A 24,401-nucleotide genomic window follows, 5' to 3' on the forward strand; every position below is an offset into this window, starting at 1 on the left:
CCCCCGGCCCGTCGCGGCGGCGCCAGAGGAAGCGACCCGAATGCGGACAAGCCGCGGACGACCCGTTGACGGTGCGTCAAGCCGGTGTGAACGCCCGAGCCGGACAGGAACAGTTGGATCACTTGTTCTGCCTGGTCCGCCTGTGCAAAGGTGTGCCCTGTCGGCGCACGGAAGCGATTTCCCCACGTGCGCACGAGGTGTCTCACCGTCCTCCCCACGTCTTCGAAAGAGTTCCGTCCCGCGGACGCCGCAGACACCGAATCCTGAGCGAGAGCATCCCGTCACCCCCACGGCGGGGTCCCGTACCCGCCGGTATGGACCTGATGCCGTATGCCCCCTCCCGGAGGAACGCCGCCGTGAAAGACGAAGGCCTGTCGAGTTCTTCTTCGGCGCGGCGCCTCGACGTGACGGACGAACAGCTGAGCGCCGAGCTGAAGAACTGGGCGGGGGCGTCCCCAGCCCTGCACCCCGTCGGTGAACTGCTGGACCGGCACTGGGAAGCGGCCATCGCCTACGCCCGGCTCTGCGCCGCCGGCGAGCGCGCCGCCGGCATGCTCACCACGGCCGCCTTCACCCGCCTCTTCGGCGAGACCCTGCGGCAGAACGGCCCCACCGCCGCCTGGCGCCCCTACCTGCTGGTCACCGTGCGCCGCATCGCCGCCGAGTGGGACTCCGACGGCCGCCGCGACCTGCTCCACCCCGAACTGCGCGCCGCCGAGGGCGACACCGAACAGCTCGCCGCCCGTCTGCTCCCGCCGCCGAACCGGCGGCTGCTCTCCCGGGCGTTCCACCGGCTGCCCCAGACCGCCCGCTGCCTGCTCTGGCACGCCGAGGCCGAGGCCGAGCCCCTCGCCTCCCCGGCCGCCCTGCTCGGCATGGAGGAGGACGGCGCCCGCATCGAATTGCGCCGCTCCCGCGAGCGGTTGCGCGAGGAGTGCCTCCAGGTCCACCGCGAACTCGCCGTCGAGGAGGAGTGCCACCGCTACGACCGGCTGCTCGACGTCACCTGCCGCCGCGGCGGCGTCGACGTCGACCCGGACCTGCGCGGCCACCTCGACCGCTGCCGGCACTGCGCGCACACCGCCGACCAGCTCGGCCAGTTCGAGGCCGACCTGGGCGCCGCGCTCGCCGAGGGCGTGCTGGGCTGGGCCGCGGGGGAGTACCGGGAGCTGAGGACGAATCCCGCGCCCGCCCCGGCGCCCGAGCGCCCGCGGCCCCCGATGATCGTGGGCGAGGCCTTCACGGACGACTCCTACGCCGTGCCGCCCGTGCCCGCCGAGCCCCCCGCCGGGTCCGCCGCGCCCTTCGTGTCCCCGGTCGACCCGTTCACCGACGGCGCCCCCTCCACGGCCGCCCCCGACCCCGCGGCACAGGAGCGCACGCCCGGGACCGACCTCATGCCCGCGAACCGCCGCGCCGTCTCCCGGCGTTCCGCGCTGAAGGCGGCCCGCCGCGTCCGCCGCCGCAACCTCGCCGTCGCCGCCCTCACGGTCAGCGGCCTGGCCGTACTGCCGCTGGTCATCTGGTCCGCCACCGGCGGGGACGACACCGACCCGGTCGCCGGCGACGAGCCCGGCCGCTCCTCCGCCCCGGACACCGACTCCGCCGACCCGTCGCTGGCCGGCGCCGACCGGGTCGCCCAGGGCACCCTGCGCGGCCGGCTGTACAACGCGTCGTCGGGGCTGTGCATCGGGATCGCCGGCGGGAAGGCCGTCCAGGGCGCCGAGGCGCAGCTCGCCGTCTGCTCGTCCGCCGCCGACCAGCAGTGGACGTACGAGACCGACGGACTGCTGCGCAGCACCGCGGGCCCCGGTCTGTGCCTCGACTCCCAGCTCGGCTTCTCGGTGCGGCTGTCGCCGTGCGTGGCCGCGTCCGCGCCGGAGGCCAAGAACGTCCGCTACGACTTCACCCTCCAGGGCATCCTCGTCCCGCGCGGGAACCAGAACCTCGCCCTCGCCCCCGCCGCCACCGACGGATCGGGCGCGGTGGTCCTGAAGAACCGCGCGGACGGCACCGCCCAGGCCTGGGTGATCGACAGCTCGCATCCCGGCCCGCAGATGCAGATCGTCAACTGGGACGCCGACGGCAGCACCCTCGCCGACACCTCCGACGCGCTCCGCACGCGCAAGGCGGCGAAGACCCCGGCCCCATCGCCGTCCTCCACCCCGAAGCCCTCCGCCTCGAAGCAGCAGTCGCCCTCGGCCGAGCCGTCCGCCCCGGCCGGGAAGCCCGCGCAGACCGGTTCCGCCGGCGCTTCCTGCCGGCAGCCCTGGTACTCGTGCCCGCCGAGCGGCGGCACCGGCGGTCCCGGATGGCCCGGCGCCGGCGGATCGGGTGACCAGGGCTGGGGTGGTCACGGAGGCGGGTACTGGTACGGCAGCGGACAGGACCAAGGAACCGGCTTCGGTTCCGGCGGCTACGGCGGCGGTCAATGGGGCGGCGGCCCATGGGGCGGCGGCACGAACGACTGGCGCCGCTGAGGCCGACCTCCGCGCCGGGCGCCCGCCCGCCAAGGGGCTTCAGACGCCGAGCACCCGCACCGACGCCCACAGCGCCACCACCGCCGGGACCAGCGCGGCCGGCACCGTGAGCAGTCCCAGCCGGGTGAACTCCCCGACGGCGACCCGCTCCTCGTGACCGTGCACCACGCGCCGCCACAGCAGCGTCGCCAGCGACCCGGCGTACGTCAGGTTCGGGCCGATGTTCACCCCGAGCAGCACCGCGAGCACCGCCCCCGCCCCGGCCGGGGCGGCCAGCGGCGCGAGGACCAGCACCGCGGGCAGATTGTTGATCAGGTTCGCCAGGACCGCGGCCACCGCGGCCAGGCCCAGCAGGGCGAGAAGACCCGAACCGTCGGGCAGGACGCGCCGCAGGGCGTCGGCGAGCCCATGGTCGACGACCGCCCGCACCACGACCCCGAGCGCCAGCACGAACGCCAGGAACCCCGGCGCGGCGGACCGCACCACCGCCGCCGGCGTGACGCGCCGCCGCGCCAGCGCCCGCCCGGCCATGACCAGCGCGCCCGCGAGGGCCGCCCACACCGGTTCGAGGCCGACGGCGGACGCCACCACGAAGCCCGCCAGGGTGCAGCCGACGGTGATCAGCGCGAACAGCGGCACCTCGGGCGCCGGGCCCTCGTCGGGGGCGGGCTCGGCAGCCGGCAGGTCGGCGGCGAAGAAGCGCCGGAACACCGCGTACTCCGCCGCCACCGCCACCAGCCAGGGCAGCGTCATCAGCGCGGCGAACCGCGTGAAGCTCAGCCCGCTCGCCGTGAACGCCAGCAGGTTCGTCAGATTGGACACCGGCAGCAGCAGCGAGGCCGTGTTCGACAGATGCGCGCAGGCGTAGACGTGGGGCCGGGAGCGCACCCCCATCCGGGCGGCGGTGGCGAACACCACAGGCGTGAGCAGCACCACGGTGGCGTCCAGACTGAGCACCGCGGTGACGACCGAGGCCAGCACGAACACGGCCGTCAGCAGCCGCCGGGGACGGCCGGCCGCCCGGCGGGCCATCCACGCCCCGCACGCCGTGAACAGGCCCTCGACGTCGCACAGGTGCGCCAGCACCAGCACCGCCGCCAGGAACCCGACCACCGGCCCGAGCCGCTCCGCCTCCGCCAGCGCGTGCTGCGGGGAGATCACCCCGGCCACGACCGCGAGCGCCGCGGCCGGGACCGCGACCAGGGCCTCCGAGCGGCCTGCGGGGCGCAGCACGGCCCAGGTGAGCGAGGCGACGAGCAGGGTGACGGACAGGACGACGGCGAGCGGGGCGTTCAGGGCGGTTCTCCGGGGCGTGGTCGAGAGGGTGCCCCGCCATACAAACAGGCCCGGGTAAAGGACATGCCAAACGCCCGGACTTCGAGACCGGGGGTGGACCGGGCGCCCCGGCCAACCCGGCGCCGTCGTGTCTCACTCCTCGTCGAACAGGCTCAGCTCCGCCCAGATCGTCTTCCCCTCGGCCGTGTGCCGGCTGCCCCAGCGCTGGGTGAGCTGCGCGACCAGCAGCAACCCCCGGCCGCCCTCGTCCCAGGTCTTCGCCCGGCGCAGGTGCGGCGCGGTGTGGCTGTTGTCGGACACCTCGCAGATCAGCGTGGCCGCGTCGTGGATCAGCCGCAGCCGGATGGGACGCGCCCCGTACCGGATGGCGTTGGTGACCAGCTCGCTCACCACCAGCTCCGCCGTGAACGTCGCCTCGCTCAGCCGCCAGCGGTCCAGCTGCTCCACGACCTGTTTGCGGATCGGTGCGACGAGCGCCGGGTCGGCGGGGATGTCCCAGGTGGCGACCTGCGACGCGGGCAGCCCCCGGGTGCGGGCGAGCAACAGGGCCACGTCGTCGGCGGCGCCGCCGCCCGGCAGCAGGGCGCGCAGGACGCGGTCGCAGGTCTCGTCGAGGGACTCGGTGTGCCCGGCGAGGGCGTCGCCGAGGGCTTCGTGACCGCTGTCCGGCCCGTCGGTACGGGGCCCGATCAGGCCGTCGGTGTAGAACGCGAGCACCGAGCCCTCGTGCAGCGACAGCTCGGTGGACTCGAAGGGCAGCCCGCCCAGGCCCAGTGGGGGCCCGGCGGGCAGGTCGACGCGGTGCGGCGTGCCCTTGGGCGGCAGCAGCAGCGGCGGGGGGTGGCCGGCCCGGGCCAGGGTGCAGCGCCGGGACACCGGGTCGTACACCGCGTAGAGGCAGGTCGCCCCCAGTTCGCCGGGGCCGCCGCCCTCGCCGCCGGCCTCCTCGGAGAGCCGCAGGACCAGGTCGTCGAGGTGGGTGAGCAGTTCGTCGGGCGCGAGGTCGATGTCGGCGAGGGTGCGCACGGCGGTGCGCAGCCGGCCCATGGTGGCGGAGGCCTGGATGCCGTGTCCGACCACGTCGCCGACGACCAGGGCGACCCGCATCCCGGACAGCGGGATCACGTCGAACCAGTCGCCGCCGACCCCGACCCCGGCGCGGTTGGCGGGCAGATAGCGGGAGGCGGCGTCGACGGCGGCGGTCCGGGGCAGTGTGCGGGGCAGCAGACTGCGCTGCAGGGTCAGGGCGGTCTCGCGCTCGCGTGAGTAGCGGCGGGCGTTGTCGATGCAGACGGCGGCCCGGGCGGTGACCTCCTCGGCCAGCAGCACGTCGTCGGGGGAGAACGGGTCGGGGCGCCGGAAGCGGGTGAAGACGGCGACGCCGAGGGTGGTGCCCCGGGCCTGGAGCGGCACCGACATCGTCGCGTGGATGCCGTACTCGGCGATGCGGCTGGAGCGCCTGGCGTCCCAGGACAGCCACGCGGCGAGGTCGCCTGAGGGGCGGCCGGCCACGACGGCGCGGCCCGCGAGCAGGGAGGCGGCCTGAGGGGAGGCCTCCGGGTAGACGTCCACGTCGCCCGGCGCGACCACGGCCTCCGGGGCGCCCGGGTTGACCGAGTGGTGGGCGGCCCGCCGCAGATGGACGGGCGCGGACAGCGGGCCGACGGCCTCCCCGCCGTGCTCCTGCGGATCGAGCAGGTCGACGCTGACGAAGTCGGCCAGCGCCGGCACGCACACCTCGGCCAGCTCCTGTGCCGTGCGGGTGACGTCGAGGGTGCTGCCGATGCGCACGCTCGCCTCGTTGACCAGCTGGAGCCGCTCGCGGGCGAGGAAGTGGTCGGTGAAGTCGTGCGCGGTGACGCACACCCCGCGCGTGCGCCCAGAGGCGTCGGTGAGCGGCGCGATCCTGGCCAGCCAGGCGTGCGCACGGTCCTCGCCGGTGGCCTTCATGAAGGAGTGCATCTCCTGGAGCTCGCCGGTGGTGAGGGCGAGACGCATCCGGCTCTCCATCTCCGCGCTCTCCGGGCGGTCGGTGATGTCGGGGGCGCGCAGGCCCCGGATGCGGGCGGAGGGCAGGCCGACCAGGCCGGACATGGCGTCGTTGATGCCGCGCAGCCGCAGCCGCTCGTCGAAGACCATCGTGGCGCACGGGGACTGGGCGAGGGCGGACCGCACCAGGTCGTCGTCCTCCGGCGCGGGGAAGCCGTCGGCGAGCGGGGCCACGGCGAGCCAGGTGGCCGGGGCGTCGTCCGTGTGCGGTCTGCGGTGGGCGAGGACCCAGACGGACACGGTGCCGCCGTCGCGGTGGCGCAGCGCGAGGGTGCCGCTCCAGCGGGCCTCGCCGGGCCCGGGGGGCCGCGGGGCCTCGCCTCGGCCGGCCGTCGGGCCACTGCCCGCAGGACCACCGCCGTCGGCCGGATCGTCTCCCGCGCGGGCCGCGCCTACGTGGTCCGCCGGGTCGTCATCGCCCGCCGGGGCCTCCCCGTCGTCCGGATCATCGGCCAGCAGGGCGGCGGCAGGGCGGCCGACCACCTCGGAGCGCTCGTAGCCGAGCAGCAGACGCGCCCCCTCGTTCCAGTCCGTGAGCGTGCCGTCCTCGTGGATGACCGCCCGCGCCGTCGAGGCATCGTCGAACGGGTAGTCCGGGCTCATCGTCCCCACTCCATCGCGGACACTCACGGTGAACAGGCGCGCCACTTCGGTTCCACCTTAGTGCTTGTGTCCCGGGCAGGGCGGGGGAGCCCGTCCGCTCACGGAGGGAGTGGTCGGGGGCCGATCCCGCCGAACGACCGGCGTCTGGGGGCCGGCGGACGGACGGCCCGAGCGGCGCTCTTGACGGACGGCCGTCGAAAGTAATCAGATTCTGTTTGCTGACGATCATTTGTGCGTACTTCTGGTTCCTGATGAGGGAGAACAGTCGCCATGACGGTCACTCGCAGATCGGTTCTGTTCGCCTCCACGGCGGTGCCCGTCGCCGGCGCGGTCCTCGCCACCTCCGCCTGCCATGCCGCCAGAGCCGCCACAGGCGGCGCGGACCAGGCGGGGCGCCGCACCGTCCCGCTGCGCGACGGCTGGCGGTTCGCCCTGGTGAACCCGGGCGGCGTCACCGACCCGAGCGGGGGGTACGACGACGCCGCCGACCCGGGCCACGACGACTCCGGCTGGCGGCGGGTGGCCGTCCCGCACGACTGGAGCATCGAACAGACCCCCACGACCGAGCACGGCACGACCAGCGGGACCGGCTTCTTCCCCGGCGGCCTCGGCTGGTACCGGCTCGCCTTCACCCTGCCGCCGGCCTGCGCGGGCAAGCGGATCTCCGTCGAGTTCGACGGCGTCTACATGGACTCCCGCGTCTACGTCAACGGCACGGAGCTCGGCCGTCACCCCTACGGCTACACCGGCTTCGCGTTCGACCTCACCGACCTCGCGCACACCGACGGCGTCACCGAGAACGTGCTCGCGGTCGAGGTGCGCAACCAGCTGCCCAGCAGCCGCTGGTACTCCGGCAGCGGCATCTACCGCGAGGCCCGCCTGATCGTCACCGAACCGATCCACGTGGCCCGCTGGGGCACCCGTGTCACCACCCCCGAGGTCTCCGCGGAACGGGCCCTGGTCCGGGTGCGGACCGACGTCGTCAACGCCTCCGGGGCGCGGGCGGACGTGGAGGTGATCTCCCGCGTCCTCGCCCCGAACGGCCGCACGGTGGCGCGCGCGTCCTCCACCGTCGCCGTCGTGGACAAGGCCGGCGAGGACCACGAACTCGCCATCTCCGAACCGACGTTGTGGGACTTCGCCGCTCCCCACCGCTACACCCTGGAGACGGAGCTGCGCGTCGGCGGCCGGCGTACCGACGTCTACCGCACCCCCTTCGGCATCCGCACCTGCCGCTTCGACCCGGACGAGGGCTTCCACCTCAACGGCGTCCACACCAAGCTCAGGGGCGTCGACCTGCACCACGACCTCGGCGCGCTCGGCGCCGCCGTCAGCGCCGACGCGATCCGCCGGCAGATGACGATCATGAAGTCGATGGGCGTCAACGCCTTCCGCACCTCCCACAACCCGCCCTCCCCGGAGATGATCGGGATCTGCGAGGAACTCGGCATCGTGATGCTGGTGGAGGCCTTCGACTGCTGGAAGACCCCCAAGACCCGCTACGACTACGGCCGGTTCTTCGACGAGTGGGCCGAACGCGACGTCGCCGAGATGGTGCTGGCCGCCCGCAACTCGCCCGCCGTCGTCATGTGGTCGATCGGCAACGAGATCTCCGAGTTCACCTCCGCCGCCGGCCTGCCCATCGCCGACCGGCTCATCGCCGCCGTCAAGGCGTACGACGACACCCGCCCGGTCGTCATCGGCTCCCACCGGCACCGCAGCGTGCCCGCCCCCGGTTCGCCCGCCGACCTGATCCTCGCCAAGCTCGACGGCCTCGGCCTCAACTACAACACCGCCAAGTCGGTGGACGCCCTGCACGCCCGCTACCCGCGGCTGTTCCTCTTCGAGTCGGAGTCCTCCTCGCAGACCTCGACGCGCGGGGTGTACCAGGAGCCCGAGCACCTCAACACCGGGGAGAACCACACCCCGGGCCGGCGGGCCGTCTCCTCCTACGACAACAACCTCGCCCCCTGGACGATGAGCGGCGAGTACGGCCACAAGAAGGACCGGGACCGCAAGTGGTTCGCCGGGCAGTTCCTGTGGTCCGGCATCGACTACATCGGCGAGCCCACCCCGTACGACGTGTTCCCCGTCAAGGCGTCGTTCTTCGGCGCGGTCGACACCGCGGGCTTCCCGAAGGACATGTACCACCTCTTCCGCAGCCAGTGGACGAAGGAGCCGATGGTCCACCTGCTGCCCATGACCTGGAACCACCAGGAGGGCGACACCGTCGAGGTGTGGGCGTACGCCAACGTCCCGAGCGTGGAGCTGTTCCTCGACGGACGGTCGCTGGGCGTCAGGGAGTTCGACACGAAGAGGACCGTCGACGGGCGGGAGTACCTGGAGACCACCGAGGCCACCGGCGACGACAAGACCTTCACCGACGGCCCCTGGCCCGGGAGTTACACCAGCCCCAACGGCAGCGCGGGCAAGCTGCACCTGACCTGGAAGGTCCCCTACGTACCGGGCGAGCTCAAGGCGGTGGCCCGCCGGGACGGCAAGACCGTCGCCACCGACGTGCTGCGCACCGCCGGGGCTCCGCACGCCGTCCGGCTCACCCCCGACCGCGAGTCCCTGCCCGCCGACGGCCGTTCGCTGGTCTTCGTCACCGCGGAGATCGTCGACGCGCGCGGGGTGGTCGTGCCCGACGCCGAGCACCTGATCTCCTTCGAGGTGAGCGGGGGCTCCCTCGCCGGCGTGGACAACGGGCGCCAGGAGAGCGCCGAGCGCTACCAGGCCCGCACCCGGACCGCCTTCTGCGGCAAGGCGCTCGCCATCCTCCGGTCGGGTGCGAAGCCGGGCACGCTGAAGGTGACCGCGCGCGTGGACGGTCTGGGCCGGGGCGCGGCCACCGTCCGCACCACGCATGCCCCTTCGGCCGCGACCACCCCCGCCGCCGTCTTCGCCCCCGACCACCCAGCGCCGCTGAACCACCCCCACGCGGACGCCAGTTACTCCGGCCGGCCGGACACCCTGCCCGCCGCCATGCTGGACGGCGACCCGGCCACCGGCTGGTCCAACGCGTTCCTCAAGGCGGCCACCGCACTGCTGCCGGCCTTCGGCCAGGCCCGGGCGCGGGACTGGGTGTCGGTGGACTGGGGGCGGACGCGGACCTTCGACCGGGTGGAGGCGTCGTTCACCGTCGGGCCCGCGCACAGCCTGCCCGCCGCGATCGCCGTCGAGGTCTGGGACGGCCGCCGGTACCGGCCGGTGTCCGGCGCGGCCGTCCACTGGGCCCAGGTCTCCGACGAGCCCACCGTGATCACCTTCGGCGCGGTGACCGGTTCCCGGTTGCGGCTCACCCTGACCAGCGCTCACCCCGGCGAGGCGCGAGGAGCCGTGCGTATCAGCAAGTTGGAGGCGTAGGCCCCGCGAGTGAGGGCGGGACGGCTGCGCCCGAGCAACACGTCCCGTCCGGACCGTTGACGGGGTGTCATGACTCCAACAAACATGTCCTGCGACCGTCGTTGGGAGCGCTCCCACCCGTTGTGGAGGACGCGCTCCCCCGAGGAGCCCAGGAGATCCGGACGTGAAACGACGCAGAACCACCCTGCTGCCCCTGGCGGCCCTGCTGGGCGCGGCGCTCACCGCGCTGCCCGTGCCGCAGGCCGGGGCCGAGGAGGTCGAGCAGGTCAGGAACGGCACCTTCGACAGCACCGCCGACGGGTGGTGGACCAGCAACGTCACCGCCGCGCCCGCCGAGGGCCGGCTCTGCGCCGACGTGCCGGGCGGCACCGCCAACCGCTGGGACTCCGCCGTCGGCCAGAGCGACATCACCCTCGTGAAGGGGGAGACCTACCGGTTCTCCTTCAAGGCCTCCGGCGTGCCCGAGGGCCACGTCGTGCGCGCGATCGTCGGCCTGTCGGTGGAGCCGTACGACACCTGGCAGGAGGCGAGCCCGGTCCTCGACGCCGCGGCCGGCTCGTACTCCTACACCTTCACCGCGCCCGTCGACTCCGCCCGGGCCCAGGTCGCCTTCCAGGTCGGCGGCAGCGCCACCCCCTGGCGGTTCTGCGTGGACGACGTGTCCCTGCTGGGCGGGGTGCCGCCGGAGGTGTACGAACCCGACACCGGACCCCGGGTCCGCGTCAACCAGGTCGCCTACCTGCCCGCAGGGCCGAAGAACGCCACCCTTGTCACCGACGCGACCACGAAGCTGCCCTGGGCGCTCAAGAACGCCGCCGGGAAGACCGTCGCCCACGGCTGGACCGTGCCCCGCGGGGTCGACGCCTCCTCCGGGCAGAACGTCCACTCCGTCGACTTCGGCGCCTACCGCAAGCGCGGCGCGGGCTTCACCCTGGTCGCCGACGGCGAGACCAGCCGCCCGTTCGACATCGACGCCGCCGCCTACGAACGGCTCCGCCTGGACGCGGTCAAGTACTACTACACCCAGCGCAGCGGCACCCCGATCCGCGACGACCTGCGCCCCGGCTACGGCCGCGCCGCCGGCCACGTCGGCGTCGCCCCCAACCAGGGCGACAGGTCCGTACCGTGCCAACCCGGCGTGTGCGACTACAGTCTGGACGTCAGCGGCGGCTGGTACGACGCCGGAGACCACGGCAAGTACGTCGTCAACGGCGGCATCAGCACCTGGGAACTGCTGAGCACCTACGAGCGTTCCCTGCACGCCCGTACCGGCCGTCCGGCGAAACTCGGCGACGGCACGCTCGCCCTGCCCGAGAGCGGCAACAAGGTCCCCGACGTCCTCGACGAGGCCCGCTGGGAGCTGGACTTCCTGCTGCGGATGCAGGTGCCCGACGGGCAGCCGCTGGCCGGCATGGCCCACCACAAGATCCACGACCAGCAGTGGACCGGACTGCCGTTGCTGCCCGCCGACGACCCGCAGAAGCGCGAACTGCACCCGCCGACCACCGCCGCCACCCTCAACCTGGCCGCCGCGGCCGCCCAGGCCGCCCGCCTGTACAAGCCCTATGACAAGGCCTTCGCCGCCCGCGCCCTCACCGCCGCCCGCAAGGCCTGGACCGCAGCCCTCGCCCACCCTGCCGTCCTGGCCGACCCCGGCGACGGCACCGGCGGCGGCGCCTACGAAGACGACGACGTGAGCGACGAGTTCTACTGGGCCGCGGCCGAGCTCTACCTCACCACCGGGGAACGCCAGTTCGCCGACCACGTACTCAACTCCCCGCAGCACACCGCCGACGTCTTCCAGGCCGTCAGTTTCAGCTGGGGCAGCACCGCCGCCGCGGCCCGCCTCGACCTCGCGACTGTCCCCAGCAGGCTCCCCGGCCGCGACAAGGTCCGCCGCTCCGTGACCGCCGGCGCCGACCGCTACCTCGCCACCCTGCGCGCCCACCCGTACGGCATGCCCTACGCCCCCGACGGCAACCTCTACGACTGGGGCTCCGCCCACGAGGTCCTCAACAACGCCGTGGTCCTCGCCACCGCGTACGACATCACGGGCGCCTCGAAGTACCGCGACGGAGCCGTCCAGAGCATGGACTTCGTGCTCGGCCGCAACGCCCTGAACATCTCCTACGTCACCGGCTACGGCGAGATCAACGCGCACCGGCAGCACAGCCGCTGGTACGCCCGCCAGCTCGACCCGAACCTGCCGGACCCGCCCGCCGGCACCCTCGCCGGCGGCCCCAACTCGGGCATCCAGGACCCGTTCGCGCAGTCCAAGCTCACCGGCTGCGTCGGGCAGTTCTGCTACATCGACGACATCCAGTCGTGGTCGACCAACGAGACGGCCGTCAACTGGAACGCCGCCCTGGCCCGGATCGCGTCCTTCGTGGCCGACCAGGCGTGATCTGCGCAGCCCCTCGCGGTACCGTTTCCTCACTGCTCTGACCTGTGATGATTTACGGGCGAGTACCCGAAAGGTACCGTGAGGGGCATGCCAGCCCTCAATGTGGAGTTCAGCGATCGCGAGCTGGACGACCTGCGGCAGATCGCCAAGGAACGCGGCACGTCGATGAAGGCCCTCGTCCGGGAGGCGGCCGCCGCCGACATCGCCCGGCACCGGGCGCTCCAGGAGGGCGCGGAAGCCTTCCGGCGGTTCTTCGCCTCCCACGCCGACGAGTTCGCGGCCGCCTTCCCCGACGACGAGGCGCCCGCCGCCGGCGCGGGCCGGGTCGCCTGAGCGATGGCGCCCGTCATCCACATCGACGTGCCCTGGCTGCTCCAGCGCCATGAAGAGGTCCTGCCGGACCGGCCGGCCGTCGACGACTTCTCCGCGCTGGTCGCCGCCGTCGCCCGGCACCGGGTGGACCCGCCCCGCCTCGGCGTGGACTCCGACCCGGCCTGGCGGGCCGCCGCGCTCCTGCACACCCTCGCTGTGCTCCGGCCCCTGCCGTCGGCCAACGCCCGCTTCGCCTGCGCCACAGCGGTCGCCTACATGTGCGTCAGCGGCGTCGGCATCGACCCGCCCCACGGCGCCCTCGTCGGCCTCGCCCGCGACCTGATCGACCGCAGGACCGACGTCCACGGTGCGGCCGACCGGCTCAGGTCCTGGCAGATCCAGGTCCGTTGAGCACGAGCGTCGGCCGGAAGGCCTTCCGGGCCGCCGGCCGAGGGCGGGGGGAACACGGCCGGCGGCCGTTTCGCACGGGAGAGCCGCCGTCCCGTGCGGGGCCTCCGAGGAAGGGCCGCGCCCCCAGTCCACTACGCGACGGCGCACACCGGGAACGTGTGCGCCACGCGGGCGCGTGCGCGGGTTTCACACGGGGCGCCAAGTGCCCCCCGGGGCGGCCGGCATCGCAGCGGAGGCGGAACGCGGAGGCCAACAAGAGGCCCACGATCGGGCAGGAATTCACGGTCGTCTTATCGACTTCCTTTCAACAGTGGCCGGGAATCCCCGGCGGCTTGTTGCGCGCGACTCAGTTGTGCGAAGGTGAACCACTCGTGCGGGGGCCGGGGGCCGAGTGCCCCGTGTTCGCCGACGGAGGCGAACGCGTGCTCCGCGCCGTGCCGAACAGGTACATACCGAAGGACGCCGCTCAGTGCTCAACCCGCAACCTCCTCGCCCTCCTTACCCCCCGCCCGGCGCGGGACCCGGAGAATCGGACGAGTCCCTGGCCGCCGGTACCCGCAGCGGCACGGACAGCGAGGTCGCCCAGTCCACCGCGTTGCTCATCGCGCGGCACTGGCAGCCGGTGCACGAGTACGCGGTCATCTGCCTCGCCACCTCGGCCGCCTCCGCGTCCATGGTCACCACGGCCGCCTTCCACCAGGTCTTCGACCGGCTCAAGCTGGGCGAGCCCGGCACCGGACTGCGCCCGCGCCTGCTGGTGGCCGTCAGGGACACGATCCGGATCTGGGCCGCCGACGAGGGACTGTCCGGGGTGCTGCCCGAACTGCGCAAGCCCGCGGGCGCGCGCGGGATGCGGACCGCCAAGTCGATGACCCCGGACAACCGGGTCCTCGCCGAGCACTCCTTCCAGAACCTGCCGCCCGTCGCACGCTGCGTCCTGTGGCACATGGAGGTCGAGGCCGAGCCGATCACCGTCGCCGCCGGTCTGCTCGGCATGGACACCGACACCGTCGCCTCCGTCCACGAACAGGCCCGGGACAAGCTCCGCGAGGGCTGCGTCCGCGCCCACCGGGAACTCGCGCCCAGCAAGGACTGCCGCTTCTACAACCGTCTCCTCGACGTCCCCATCGGCCGCGGCGGCGAACTCCTGCCGGACGTCCGACAGCACCTCGACGCCTGCCGCTACTGCCGTGCCGCGGCCGAGCAGCTCGGCCACTTCGAGGGGGACCTGGGCGTGCTGCTCGCCGAGGCCGTGCTCGGCTGGGGCGGCCGCCGCTACGCCGACTCGCGGCCTGGCCGTGCCGGCCGGCAGAGTGTCCGCCTCCGGGGCTCCACCCGCCACCGCGGCGGGCGGCCACGCGGCGGCCGGCGCGCGGCCGGCGAAGGGCGCGCGCGCAGGGGCGGCCGCGCCGGCGCCCTGCTGGAACGCATACCCACGCCCGGCCGGCGCGGCTCCGACGGCCCCAAGTCCCCCAAGGCCCTGATCACGGGCGTCGGCCTGGCCTCCGCCGGTCTGCTGACCACGCTGCTCGCCGCCGGGATGTGGCCGGATGACGGAGGCGCCGACCCCGCCGCCTCCAGCAGCACCTCCGGCGGCACCGCCTCGGGCGCCGGCTCCCAGACGGCCCCCGCACCGGACGGCTCCGCCCCGGACACCGCGCGGCTGCCCGCCGTGCCCGGCGAGACCCGGCTGCGCAACGCCGCCGCCGACCTCTGCCTGGACGTCCGGGGCGGCGAGGTCCGGCCGGGTGCGGCGATCGAGCTGGACGACTGCGGCGCCGAGTCCTCGCAGCGGTGGTCGTACGAGGGCGACGGGCAGCTGCGCAGCGCCGCCGACCCCGCGCTGTGCGTCGACTCGCGCGCGGACGCCGGTGTGGTCATCCTCGGCGCCTGCGCGGAGACCGGCGACAGCCGCGCCGCCGACGTCCGCTACGACCTGACCGCGCAGGGCGAGCTGCTGCCCCGCTGGGACGCCAACCTCGCGCTCGGCTCCGCGGACGAGGAGCCCGGCGCCGACGTCGTCGTCAAGGTCCGCGACCGCTCCACGGGCCAGCGCTGGCTGACCGATGCCGCCACCGCCAGCCCCGGCTCCCTGGAGATCACCGGCACCGGCGCGCCCCAGGCCCAGCCGGTCGAACTGTCGGACCGCACGGCCTGAGAGACGCTCCACGAGCGGTGCCGCACCGGATCCCCGGCCGTGTCGTCGGGGTCGGTGGGGCGCCGAAGGGGGCGCGATCGGGTGGGATGCGGAATGTTTCCGGCCTATTAACGAGCGTATGGAAACCGGTCACGGAGGCGGACCGGGGGATCACGAAGCGCTTGCTTCCGGGCCTGGAACGGTCAAAGCCTGTAACTTCACGCCACTGCTTGAACACCAAAGGTTACTGAAACCTGTGGGGTCGATGTGAGATTCGGCTGCGTTCTCGGCAGACTCGCGCTCGCCGCGTCCGGCACCACCGACGCCGGCCGGCACCGAATCGAGCGGAAGGATGCACACAATGCGGAACACCGCGCGCTGGGCAGCGACCATCGGCCTCACGGCCACCGCCGTCTGCGGACCCCTCACCGGGTCCGCGCTCGCCGCCCCGGCCGCCCCGGACTCGCTGTACGCCCCGTCGGCCCTGGTGCTGACCCTCGGGCACGGTGAGAGCGCCGCCGCCGTCAGCCCGGCCCGTGCCGTCACCCTGACCTGCGCGCCCGGCTCCTCCGGAAGTCATCCGGCCCCCGCCCTGGCGTGCGCCGAGGTGCGCGCCGCCGGCGGCGACTTCGAGGCGCTGGCGAGCGGCAGGAGCGACGTGATGTGTACGCGGCAGTACGACCCCGTCGTCGTCACCGTCGACGGCGTGTGGCAGGGCAAGCGCGTCTCCTACGAGCGCACCTTCGCGAACGAGTGCATGAAGAACGCCTCCGGGAGTCGCCTCTTCGCCTTCTGAGACCGGGATCGCGTGGCACCTGTGGACGCCGCGAGAGGCTCGTGACGTGGGGAGTGCGAGCCACTGGACACGGGACACCGCGATCTCGCCCCCAGGGGGCGGCCGGGCGGAGTGGGGCCGCCCGCCGTCCCCTGGGGATCACCCAGGGTCCTTCGACCCGCCTCGGGGCCCGTCCGGCGCGATCCGCCGGACGGGCCCCGTCCGCTGTCCGGTCGTATACGACCGCGCCTTTCGGCTACGCCCGGTCGCGGTGGCTGGTGTCGCACCACGGGTAGCGGCGGCTGCGGCGGCAGGTGCACAGGGCGACCCGGAAACGGTCGGAGGCGACGACGGAGCCGTCCTCCAGCTCCACCTCCACGGGGCCCTCCACCAGCAGGGGGCCCTTGCGCTGCATGCTGACCCGGCGGGGCCGGTCAGTGGGGGAGTTCGGCACGGACCACCACCAGTTCCTCGTCGTCCTCGTCGGCGGAGAGCAGCCCCCGGCGCCGCAGCCAGTCCGCGCGCGAGCGCAGAACCGGGCCGAACGGAATACGGCGGCGGCGCGTCACGGAGGCCTTGAGCCCGGTCGCACGCAGGTGCGCCAGGGTGAGGTCGGGATCGCTGAGCGCCGAGTGCACCATGAGCAGCACCCCGCCGGGCCGCAGCATCGCGGGCGCCTCCCGGCAGATCCGGTCCAGGACCATCCGCCCGTCCCCGCCGGCGTCCCAGGCCCGCGCGGACCCGCGCGGCCGCCCGGCGCCGCCCGGCGCCGGGACGTACGGCGGATTGGTCAGGATGAGGTCGAAGGACTCCCCGTGCACGGGCTCGAAGAGGTTCCCGCGCCGTACCCGCAGCGGCAGGCCGGCCCGCCAGGCGTTCCAGCGCGCGGCGTACACCGCCCGCCGGGACACGTCGACCGCGGTGACCCGGCCTCCCCGCCGCGCGGCCTCCAGGGCCAGCGCGCCGGAGCCCGTCCCCACGTCCAGGACGTGCGCGGCCGGGGGCAGCGTTTCTTCGGACAGCGCGCCTGCCAGCAGGTCGGTGTCCTCCTGAGGGGCGTACACGCCCGGCAGTACCAGCGGATTCACGGCCACCAAGTACCCCCGCGCTCAGGAAAATATGGGCTGGGCCGGGGCCGAGCCGGAATCGAGGGGAGTGCGCAGGGAGGAGCGCCCCGCACGCCAGCAGCCGAGCAGGCGGTCGCCGAGACGGTCCTCCAGCAGGCCGGTGACGCCGATGCCGAAGGCGATGTCGGGGGCCAGGTGCGGTTCCTCCTCCAGCAGGCCGCCGATCACCTCGTGCCGTACGACCTGCTCGTGGACGGCGTCGGCCTCCACGTGCTCGTCGTAGAAGTACGCGGCGGCCGGACCCGCGTCCGCGCGGCGCATCGCCTCCGCGAGGCGGCGGGAGCCGGGGGAGGAGGTGATCTCGACCGCGGCGAAGTGACCGACCAGCGCGCCGCGCAGGGAACGGTGCAGACCGAGCAGGGACATCAGGTTGACCGTGGCCAGCGTCTCGGCGCAGGCCGCGTCCAGGTAGCGGCCGTAGGCGGTGTCCAGCCCGAGGTCGGTCATCAGGTCCGCGAACAGGCGCGCGTGGACGCGGTCGGGGCGGCCGCCGCCGTACTCGTCGAACTCCACCGCCGCCATCGCCGCCTTCGCCCGCCCCCACAGGCGGGGCAGCACCCAGGCGTGCGGGTCGGCCTCCTTGAGGTGGTAGAGCGAACGCTGCGCCGCGTACTCCCGCAGGTGCCACAACTCGCCCTCGTCACGGAGGAAGTGGGAGACGCCCGCGCCGTCGACCGGCTCCACGAGCAGCTCCGCGAGCGCGTCCTCGACGGTGTCGTGTACGGGGGTGTCCTCGCGGAGGGCGGTGAGGAAGCGGTCCTCCAGCGCGGCGCGCAGCTCCAGCAGGGCGGGGTCCCATTCGCGGTCGGCGCCGACGCCGGCGAAGCCGCGGTAGTGCAGCTCGTAGCAGAGGTAGAGCGCCAGCTGGAGGTCGTCGCCATAGGGAAGTGCGGTGAGGGCGGCCTCGGTGGCGGGCAGGGGGCCCGTGCCCAGCAGGTACTCCCGTACGGCCGAGGAGAGGGGGCCTCTCGCGGCCGGGAGGCGGGGGCCTTCGGTGACGTGTGACATGGGCGCCGGGTACCCAGTGTGCGCCTGCGCGCAACCCGCGGGTGCCGCCGCGCCCACCTGCGCCGCCCCGGCGGCACAGGTGGGCGCGGCCGGGACGGCACGGTGGGCGCGGCGGCCGGGTCAGTCGCCCTTCGACCGGTTCTGGGCGTCGGCGTTCGGGGTGATGGCGTCCGCGGACTCGCCATGGTGGTGGCGGGCCTCGGGGGAGTCGTCGGAGCGCAGTTCCGCCTCCTCGATCTCCCGCATCACCTCTTCGAGCGCGGTCTCGTTCTCCGGGCGCTGGGTGTCGTCCGACATGGGTGGCTCCCTTCAGTTCTTCGCGGTGGCGATCCGCAGTGGCACCGGGTGGGTGGCGGGCCCCCTCGGAGTGCGGTGGCACGCCCTCGGGATCGCCCACGGGCAGACGGTGACGTCTTCAGCCCGAGCGGTTCCCTGGCCGTATGCCCCACGACCGCCCCGGCAAGACTCCCGGACGCTCGTTCTCCGGCCGGACGAGTACCCAGGCGCACCCCGCCATGCCCGTGCCGGGTGCCGGGGCCCCGCGGGGGGACTCACGTCATCTGACGCCGCACGAGCTCATGCAGCCGCCCGCCCGGGTCGGCGAGCAGCCGCGCCGGCGGCCCCTGCTCGGCGACCTTGCCGTTCTCCATGACGATCACCCGGTCCGCGTCCATCACCGTCGACAGCCGGTGCGCGATCACGACGCGGGTGGCGTTGAGCTTGCGGGTGCTCTCGATGACCGTGCGCTGCGTCTCGTTGTCGAGCGCGCTGGTCGCCTCGTCGAAGAAGAGGATGCGCGGCCGGCGGATCAGCGCCTGCGCGATCATCAGCCGCTGCCGCTGGCCGCCGGAGACCGACCCGCTGCCCGCGACGATGGTGTGCAGGCCCATCGGCATCCGCTTGATGTCCTCGGCCAGGCCCGCCAGTTCGGCCGCCGCCATCGCCTCCTCCGGCGTGTACGCGCCGGTGCCGCAGATGACGTCGAGGATCGAGCCGGTGAACGGCTGCGCGTGCTGGAGGACGACCCCGCACTGCCGACGCACCGCCGACTGGTCGAGCGCGGCCAGGTCCTGACCGTCGTACAGCACGCTGCCCGACACCGGACGGTCGAACCCGATGAGCAGCCTCAGCAGCGTCGACTTGCCGCAGCCGCTGGGCCCGACGACCGCCACGAACTCGCCCGCGCCCACCTCGAAGGAGACGTCGTCCAGGACGAGCGGACCGTCGTCGGAGTAGCGGAACGACAGCCGCCGGGCCTCGACCGCCCCGGACAGCGGGCCCGGCCGGGTGCTCGCCGCCCGCACCTCGGGCGTGGCCGCCAGCACCGGCCGGATCTCCTCGAACAGCGGCAGCGCCGCCACCGCCGACACGAACGCGCCCGTCAGCGACGTCACCGAGGTCAGCAGCATCGTCATCGACGTGTTGAAGGTGAGGAAGTCCGCCGCCGACAGCGCGCCGCGCGCCGGACCCGCGAGCAGCATGAACATCAGCAGGGAGCACAGCGGCAGGTACACCGCGCCCAGCACCGTGTTGAGGTTCTTGATCCGGCCCAGCCGCTGCTGCATCTCACGGCTGCGGGCGAACTGCTCCGCCCACGCCGCGTACGCGTAGTTCTCGGCGGCCGCCACCCGCAGCTTCGGCAGCCCGCGCAGGGTCTGGAACGCCTGGTTGTTCAGCTTGTTGGAGAGCGCCACCAGCCGCCGCTGCCAGCGCACCTGCCACAGCCCGAGCCCCAGGAAGACACCCGCGATCACGACGAGCATGCCGATCGCCGCCATCGCCATCGGGACGCTGTACCAGAGCAGCAGCCCCAGGTTCATCGCGCCGATCGTCGACGCCTGCGCCACCGACGGGCCCAGCCCCGCCAGCAGCCGGCGGATGCCGCTGATGCCCATGGCCGCGCTGGCCAGTTCACCCGTGGAGCGTTCGGCGAAGAACTTGGTGGGCAGCCGCAGCAGCCGGTCCCACACCGCCGGCTGCAGCGTCGCCTCGACGCGGCCCTCCAGCCGCAGGATGGTCAGGTTCTGCAGCAGCATGAAGGACGCGGCCACCAGACTGCTGACCATCACCGCCAGACACACCTGGACGATCGGGTCCGCCTGCGCCCTCGGCACGTACTCGCCGAGCACCTTGCCGGTGGCGATCGGCACCAGCGCCCCGATCGCCACCGTGACCAGCCCGCTCAGCAGCAGGCGCGTCAGATCCCGGCCGGTGCCGCGCATGCTGAACCGCATCAGCCCGAGCGGACCCAGCCGCTTCTCCGGAAGCGGCCGGTAGAACATCACCGCGCGCGGCTCGAACTCCTCCGCGTTCGCCTTCTCCACGGGCGTCTCCCGCCCGGTCGCGGGATGGACCGCGACATAGCCGCCGCGCCGCCACAGCAGCGCGACCGGCGCACCGGACAGCGCCCGGTGACCGACCAGCGGCCCGACGTCGTCCCGCCACCACCGGCCGTCTAGGCGCACCGCGCGCACGCGCACCCGGGAGGCGAGGGCCACCTGCTCGACCGGGTCGAGACGCTCCTCGCCGTCGCCCGCCGGGGCAGGCTCGACGAGGCTGATCCCGGCGGCCCGCGCGACCAGCCGGCACGCCGCGAACGTGGCGTCCGCGTCGGCGGCCGTGGCGCGCCGGGAGCCCTTCCCGTCCTGCCGGTCGTTCCTGCCGTTCTTGCCGATCGACGCCAGCAGCGTCCGGTCGGCCCGCGCGCGCACCGCCTCACCGGCCTCGATCCCGGCCGCCGTACGGGTCTCGTGAGTGCGTTCCAGCTGCTCGATCCAGCGGTCCAGCGTGGTCAGCAGCCGGTACTGCTGGTCCACCATGGACTGCCACACCGCCGGGTCCATCAGCAGATCGGCGGCGGCCTCCGCCCCGTACAGCGAGCCGTACTGCACGCTGCCGGGCGGGACCTGCATCCAGAACACGTCGTCGTCAGTGACCTCCGAAGGTCCCTCGGAGGCCATCGGCGCCTGGAACAGGACGGAGAGCCCCCGGCCCACGCCCAGGGCGAGGGCGTACTCCAGCGGGCTCGACGTCGGCGGCACGTACTGCGGATTGCCGTACTCGTCGTAGGACCAGGTCTGGGTGCTCGCGGGCTGGTACAGCTCGCGCAGGTCGATACGGCGCACCACGCAGTCCCGCAACGGCCGCGCCACCAGCGTGTGATGAGGGCCGGCGACCGGGCCGAGCAGCAGCGCGCCCGCCTCCAGTCGGCCCAGGTGGTGCCAGTGGCCCTGCTGTCCGGCGTCCACCGCGAACAGGTCCAGCGCGCCCCCCGCGACCAGCCACAGCACCTGCGGCCCTTCGAGGTCGAGCCGCCCGGCCCCCGCGCAGTCGACCGGCGCGCCCATCGTGCCGAGCGCGGCGAGGACGACGTCCCCTTCGTGCGTGACCGTCATCTCACCGCTCCCTGACCAGCGCCGCGTACGCCCCGCCCCGCGCGAGGAGCTCCTCGTGCCGCCCGCGCTCGACGACCGTGCCGTGGTCCAGGACGACGATCTCGTCGCTGTCGCGGACCGTGCTGAGCCGGTGCGCGATGACCACGCACGCGCAGCCGCGCCGGCGCAGGTTGTCCATCACCGTCAGCTCGGTCTCCGCGTCCAGCGCGCTCGTCACCTCGTCCAGGACCAGGATGCTCGGCCGGCGCACCAGGGCCCGGGCGATCTCCAGCCGCTGGCGCTGACCGCCGGAGAAGTTGCGGCCGTCCTGCTCCACCGTGCTGCGGATGCCGCCGGGCCGCCGCATGACCACGTCGTACAGCGCCGCGTCCCGCAGCGCGTCCACCACGGCCTCGTCCGGGATCGACGGGTCCCACAGCGTCACGTTGTCGCGGACGGTGCCCTCGAACAGGAACACCTCCTGGTCGACGAAGGACACGGACGCCGCCAGCGCACCGCGCGGGATGTCCTCCAGCCGCCTGCCGTCGATGCGGATCACGCCCTCCCAGGGCGTGTACAGACCGGAGATCAGCCGGGACACCGTCGACTTGCCGCTGCCCGAGCCGCCGACCAGCGCCACCTGCCGCCCCGGCCCGACGCTCAGGTCGAACCCGGTCAGCAGCGGCTTGTCCAGCGGGCTGTAGCCGAAGGCGATGTTCTCCAGCTCCACGTGACCGTGCAGCCGGCGTGTGGAGTCCGCGCCGCCGGGCCGGTCGTACAGCGGGTCGGCGCGGAAGCTCTCCACGTCCTTCAGCCGCGCCACGTCCGCCGCGAAGTCCTGGATACGGCCCGCGACGCCGTTGAGCCGGGTCAGCGGGGCGGTGAACCGGGTGACCAGCGCCTGGAAGGCGACCAGCAGACCCACCGAGATATGGCCCTCGATCGCCCGCATCCCGCCGATCCACAGGATCAGCGCGCTGTTCAGCGTGGCGAGCGTCGGCGCGACCACCCCGAGCCACGCGCTCGGCACACCGAGCCGCTGCTGCTCCTCCAGGGTGGTGGCGTGCTGTCCGGCCCACTTGCGGAAGTAGCCGTCCTCCCCGCCGGTCGCCTTCATCGTCTCGATCAGCTGCAGCCCGGTGTACGCCGTGTTCGTCAGCCGCGCGTTGTCCGCGCGCAGCTTCGCCGTACGGGTCGCGCGCAGCCGGATCACGATCCGCATGGCGACGACGTTCAGCAGGGCCACCCCGACGCCGACGAACGTCAGCTGCGGGTCGTAGGTGTAGAGCAGGACGGCGTAGAGGACCACCACGACGGCGTCCACGCCCGCCGAGGCGAGGTCGCGGGCCAGGGTCTCGGCCACCGCGTCGTTGGACTGCAGGCGCTGCACCAGGTCGGCGGGGCTGCGCTGGGAGAAGAAGGTCACCGGCAGCCGCAGCAGATGGCGCAGGAACCGCGCGCTGGACAGCGTCGAGGAGATGATCCGCCCGTGGTGCAGGTTGGCCTGCTGGAGCCAGGTCAGCGCGAGGGTGAGCAGCACGCACGCGCCCATGGACGTGAACAGCACGTCCAGCAGCGAGGTCTGCCCGCCGATCAGGAACATGTCGATGTAGGTGCGGCTGAGCGCCGGCACCGCCGCACCCACCAGGACCAGCAGCAGGCTCGCCAGGACGGCGGCCGGCAGGGTGCCCGCGGTGCCGCGCAGCCGGGCCGGCATCGCCCCGAGCACGCCCGGCCTGCGCCCGCCCCGCTGGAAGTCCTCGCCCGGCTCCAGCACCAGCACCACACCGGTGAAGCTGCCGTCGAAGTCCTCCATCGGCACGAACCGGCGGTACTTGCCGGGGTCGTTGACGAACACGCCCCGGCGGCCGAAGCGGCGGCCCATGCCGTCGTAGACGACGTAGTGGTTGAACTCCCAGAAGAGGATGGCCGGCGCCTTCACCTCGGCGAGGGCGGCCAGGTCCATCTGCATGCCCTTGGCCGTCAGCCCGTAACTGCGGGCCGCCTTGAGCAGGTTGCTGGCGCGGGAGCCGTCGCGGGACACCCCGCAGGCGATGCGCAGCTCCTCCAGCGGGACGTGCCGGCCGTAGTGGCCGAGGACCATGGCCAGGGAGGCGGCGCCGCACTCCACGGCCTCCATCTGGAGGACGGTGGGCGTGCGGACGCTCCTGCGGCGGCCCTGCGGGACGGTGCGGCGGGGCGGAGCCGCACGCCGTCTGCCCCGGTTCTCCTGCGCGGTGGTCACGGAAGCAGCCAATCGACGGGACGCTGGTCGGCCAGCCGGATCGAGCCGGTGGCCATGGTCATGGAGGCGAGCGGGTACGGCGGCCCGTTCGCGGAGGACCAGCGGTAGCCGCTCTTCGTGGAGGGGGAGGGGTCGAGGCGGACCAGGACGGCGACCGGGCGGCCGTCCTCGGTGAACTGCTCGCCGAGCTGGCTGTCGCCGAGGTAGGCGCCGATCTGCTGCGCCGACTGGGCCGTGCGGTCGACCGCCTTCACATGGCCGCGCAGCACGCCGTACTGCTGGGCGGGCACGGTCTGCACGGTCAGGTCGACGGCCGCGTCCTCGGGGATGGAGGCGGCGTTCTCGGCGGGCACGTACACCGTGGCGTACAGCGGGTCGTCGGCGTGGGCGACCTTCTCGACGGCGGCGACGTTCGCGCCGGTGGAGATGATCTGCCCGAGGGTGGCGGCGAGCGCGGTGACGCGTCCCGCGGCGACCGTGCGCACCACGGTCTCGCCCTGGGATGTGCGCACCTTCAGCACGGGGGAGTTCGCCGGCAGCCGCTGACCCTCGCGCGCGAGGACCGCGGTGACCTGGCCGGCGGCGGGGCTCTGCAGGACGTAGCTGCCCTCGCCGTGGGTGAGGACGGCCGGGGCGCTCACCGTGGAGGCGACCGAGCCGGTCACCGCCCACACGGCAGCGGCGACGACGGCGATCAGGGTCGCCGACAGCACCAGCCAGCCCTGGGGGCGCGCGAACCGCACCGGCAGGTCGAGTTCCTCCGGCGACTGGAGCTTGGCTAGGGCCTGTTGGCGGAACTGCACGGGCTTCTCTC

Annotated in this window: 16 protein-coding genes; 7 read left to right on the forward strand and 9 right to left on the reverse strand. The window is 73.7% G+C overall.

The features are described from left to right. Nucleotides 1-356: 356 nt before the first annotated feature. Complete coding sequence (locus ACFYXA_RS05805) at nt 357-2,480, forward strand: RICIN domain-containing protein (protein ID WP_389028423.1); 2,124 nt, start codon at nt 357-359, stop codon at nt 2,478-2,480. 39 nt (nt 2,481-2,519) lie between these two features. Here ACFYXA_RS05805 and ACFYXA_RS05810 read toward each other — a convergent pair whose 3' ends face one another. Together ACFYXA_RS05810 and ACFYXA_RS05815 are read right to left on the reverse strand one after the other, a co-directional pair. Then, nucleotides 2,520-3,776 carry an SLC13 family permease gene (locus ACFYXA_RS05810; protein WP_352247578.1) on the reverse strand — a complete coding sequence of 419 codons (1,257 nt, stop codon included), beginning with the start codon at nt 3,774-3,776 and terminating at the stop codon, nt 2,520-2,522. 132 nt (nt 3,777-3,908) lie between these two features. Then, nucleotides 3,909-6,428 carry a SpoIIE family protein phosphatase gene (locus ACFYXA_RS05815; protein WP_389028426.1) on the reverse strand — a complete coding sequence of 840 codons (2,520 nt, stop codon included), beginning with the start codon at nt 6,426-6,428 and terminating at the stop codon, nt 3,909-3,911. A 270-nt stretch (nt 6,429-6,698) separates the two neighbouring features. Between ACFYXA_RS05815 and ACFYXA_RS05820 the strand changes: the two genes are divergently transcribed. From ACFYXA_RS05820 to ACFYXA_RS05845, 6 genes are all read left to right on the forward strand, one after another. Beyond that, complete coding sequence (locus tag ACFYXA_RS05820; protein WP_389028429.1) at nt 6,699-9,794, forward strand: glycoside hydrolase family 2 TIM barrel-domain containing protein; 3,096 nt, start codon at nt 6,699-6,701, stop codon at nt 9,792-9,794. A gap of 163 nt (nt 9,795-9,957) precedes the next feature. Further along, complete coding sequence (locus ACFYXA_RS05825) at nt 9,958-12,198, forward strand: glycoside hydrolase family 9 protein (RefSeq protein WP_389028433.1); 2,241 nt, start codon at nt 9,958-9,960, stop codon at nt 12,196-12,198. 87 nt (nt 12,199-12,285) lie between these two features. Then, a complete protein-coding gene (locus ACFYXA_RS05830) occupies nt 12,286-12,531 on the forward strand; it encodes a hypothetical protein (protein ID WP_352247442.1) in 246 nt (81 codons plus the stop codon). A gap of 3 nt (nt 12,532-12,534) precedes the next feature. Further along, entirely contained in the window at nt 12,535-12,921 is a 387-nt protein-coding gene (locus ACFYXA_RS05835) for a toxin Doc (protein WP_389028438.1), read from the forward strand. Between the two features lie 469 nt (nt 12,922-13,390). Beyond that, the gene (locus tag ACFYXA_RS05840) at nt 13,391-15,079 is read left to right on the forward strand and encodes an RICIN domain-containing protein (RefSeq protein WP_389028441.1); all 1,689 of its coding nucleotides are present in this window, start codon (nt 13,391-13,393) and stop codon (nt 15,077-15,079) included. A gap of 340 nt (nt 15,080-15,419) precedes the next feature. Beyond that, nucleotides 15,420-15,854 carry a protease inhibitor gene (locus ACFYXA_RS05845; protein WP_351098608.1) on the forward strand — a complete coding sequence of 145 codons (435 nt, stop codon included), beginning with the start codon at nt 15,420-15,422 and terminating at the stop codon, nt 15,852-15,854. Between the two features lie 235 nt (nt 15,855-16,089). Here ACFYXA_RS05845 and ACFYXA_RS05850 read toward each other — a convergent pair whose 3' ends face one another. From ACFYXA_RS05850 to ACFYXA_RS05880, 7 genes are all read right to left on the reverse strand, one after another. Then, nucleotides 16,090-16,287: a CDGSH iron-sulfur domain-containing protein gene (locus tag ACFYXA_RS05850; protein ID WP_351098607.1), complete on the reverse strand. Its 198-nt coding sequence runs from the start codon at nt 16,285-16,287 to the stop codon at nt 16,090-16,092. After that, nucleotides 16,268-16,930 (reverse strand): HemK2/MTQ2 family protein methyltransferase, encoded by a 663-nt coding sequence (locus ACFYXA_RS05855; protein ID WP_389028446.1) that lies wholly within the window; start codon nt 16,928-16,930, stop codon nt 16,268-16,270. Before ACFYXA_RS05855 ends, ACFYXA_RS05850 begins: the two co-directional genes overlap by 20 nt. Before the next feature lie 12 nt (nt 16,931-16,942). Further along, on the reverse strand, nt 16,943-17,968 hold the full coding sequence (locus tag ACFYXA_RS05860; RefSeq protein ID WP_389028449.1) for an iron-containing redox enzyme family protein: 1,026 nt from the start codon (nt 17,966-17,968) through the stop codon (nt 16,943-16,945). 120 nt (nt 17,969-18,088) lie between these two features. Then, complete coding sequence (locus ACFYXA_RS05865) at nt 18,089-18,265, reverse strand: hypothetical protein (protein WP_352251571.1); 177 nt, start codon at nt 18,263-18,265, stop codon at nt 18,089-18,091. A 254-nt stretch (nt 18,266-18,519) separates the two neighbouring features. Then, nucleotides 18,520-21,363 carry an NHLP bacteriocin export ABC transporter permease/ATPase subunit gene (locus ACFYXA_RS05870; RefSeq protein ID WP_389028452.1) on the reverse strand — a complete coding sequence of 948 codons (2,844 nt, stop codon included), beginning with the start codon at nt 21,361-21,363 and terminating at the stop codon, nt 18,520-18,522. 1 nt (nt 21,364) lies between these two features. Next, a complete protein-coding gene (locus tag ACFYXA_RS05875; protein ID WP_389028455.1) occupies nt 21,365-23,587 on the reverse strand; it encodes an NHLP family bacteriocin export ABC transporter peptidase/permease/ATPase subunit in 2,223 nt (740 codons plus the stop codon). Beyond that, on the reverse strand, nt 23,584-24,390 hold the full coding sequence (locus ACFYXA_RS05880; protein ID WP_389028458.1) for an HlyD family efflux transporter periplasmic adaptor subunit: 807 nt from the start codon (nt 24,388-24,390) through the stop codon (nt 23,584-23,586). Before ACFYXA_RS05880 ends, ACFYXA_RS05875 begins: the two co-directional genes overlap by 4 nt. Nucleotides 24,391-24,401: the final 11 nt, after the last annotated feature.

The sequence above is a fragment of the Streptomyces sp. NPDC002566 genome (assembly GCF_042889585.1).
In the GTDB taxonomy this organism is placed as follows: domain Bacteria; phylum Actinomycetota; class Actinomycetes; order Streptomycetales; family Streptomycetaceae; genus Streptomyces.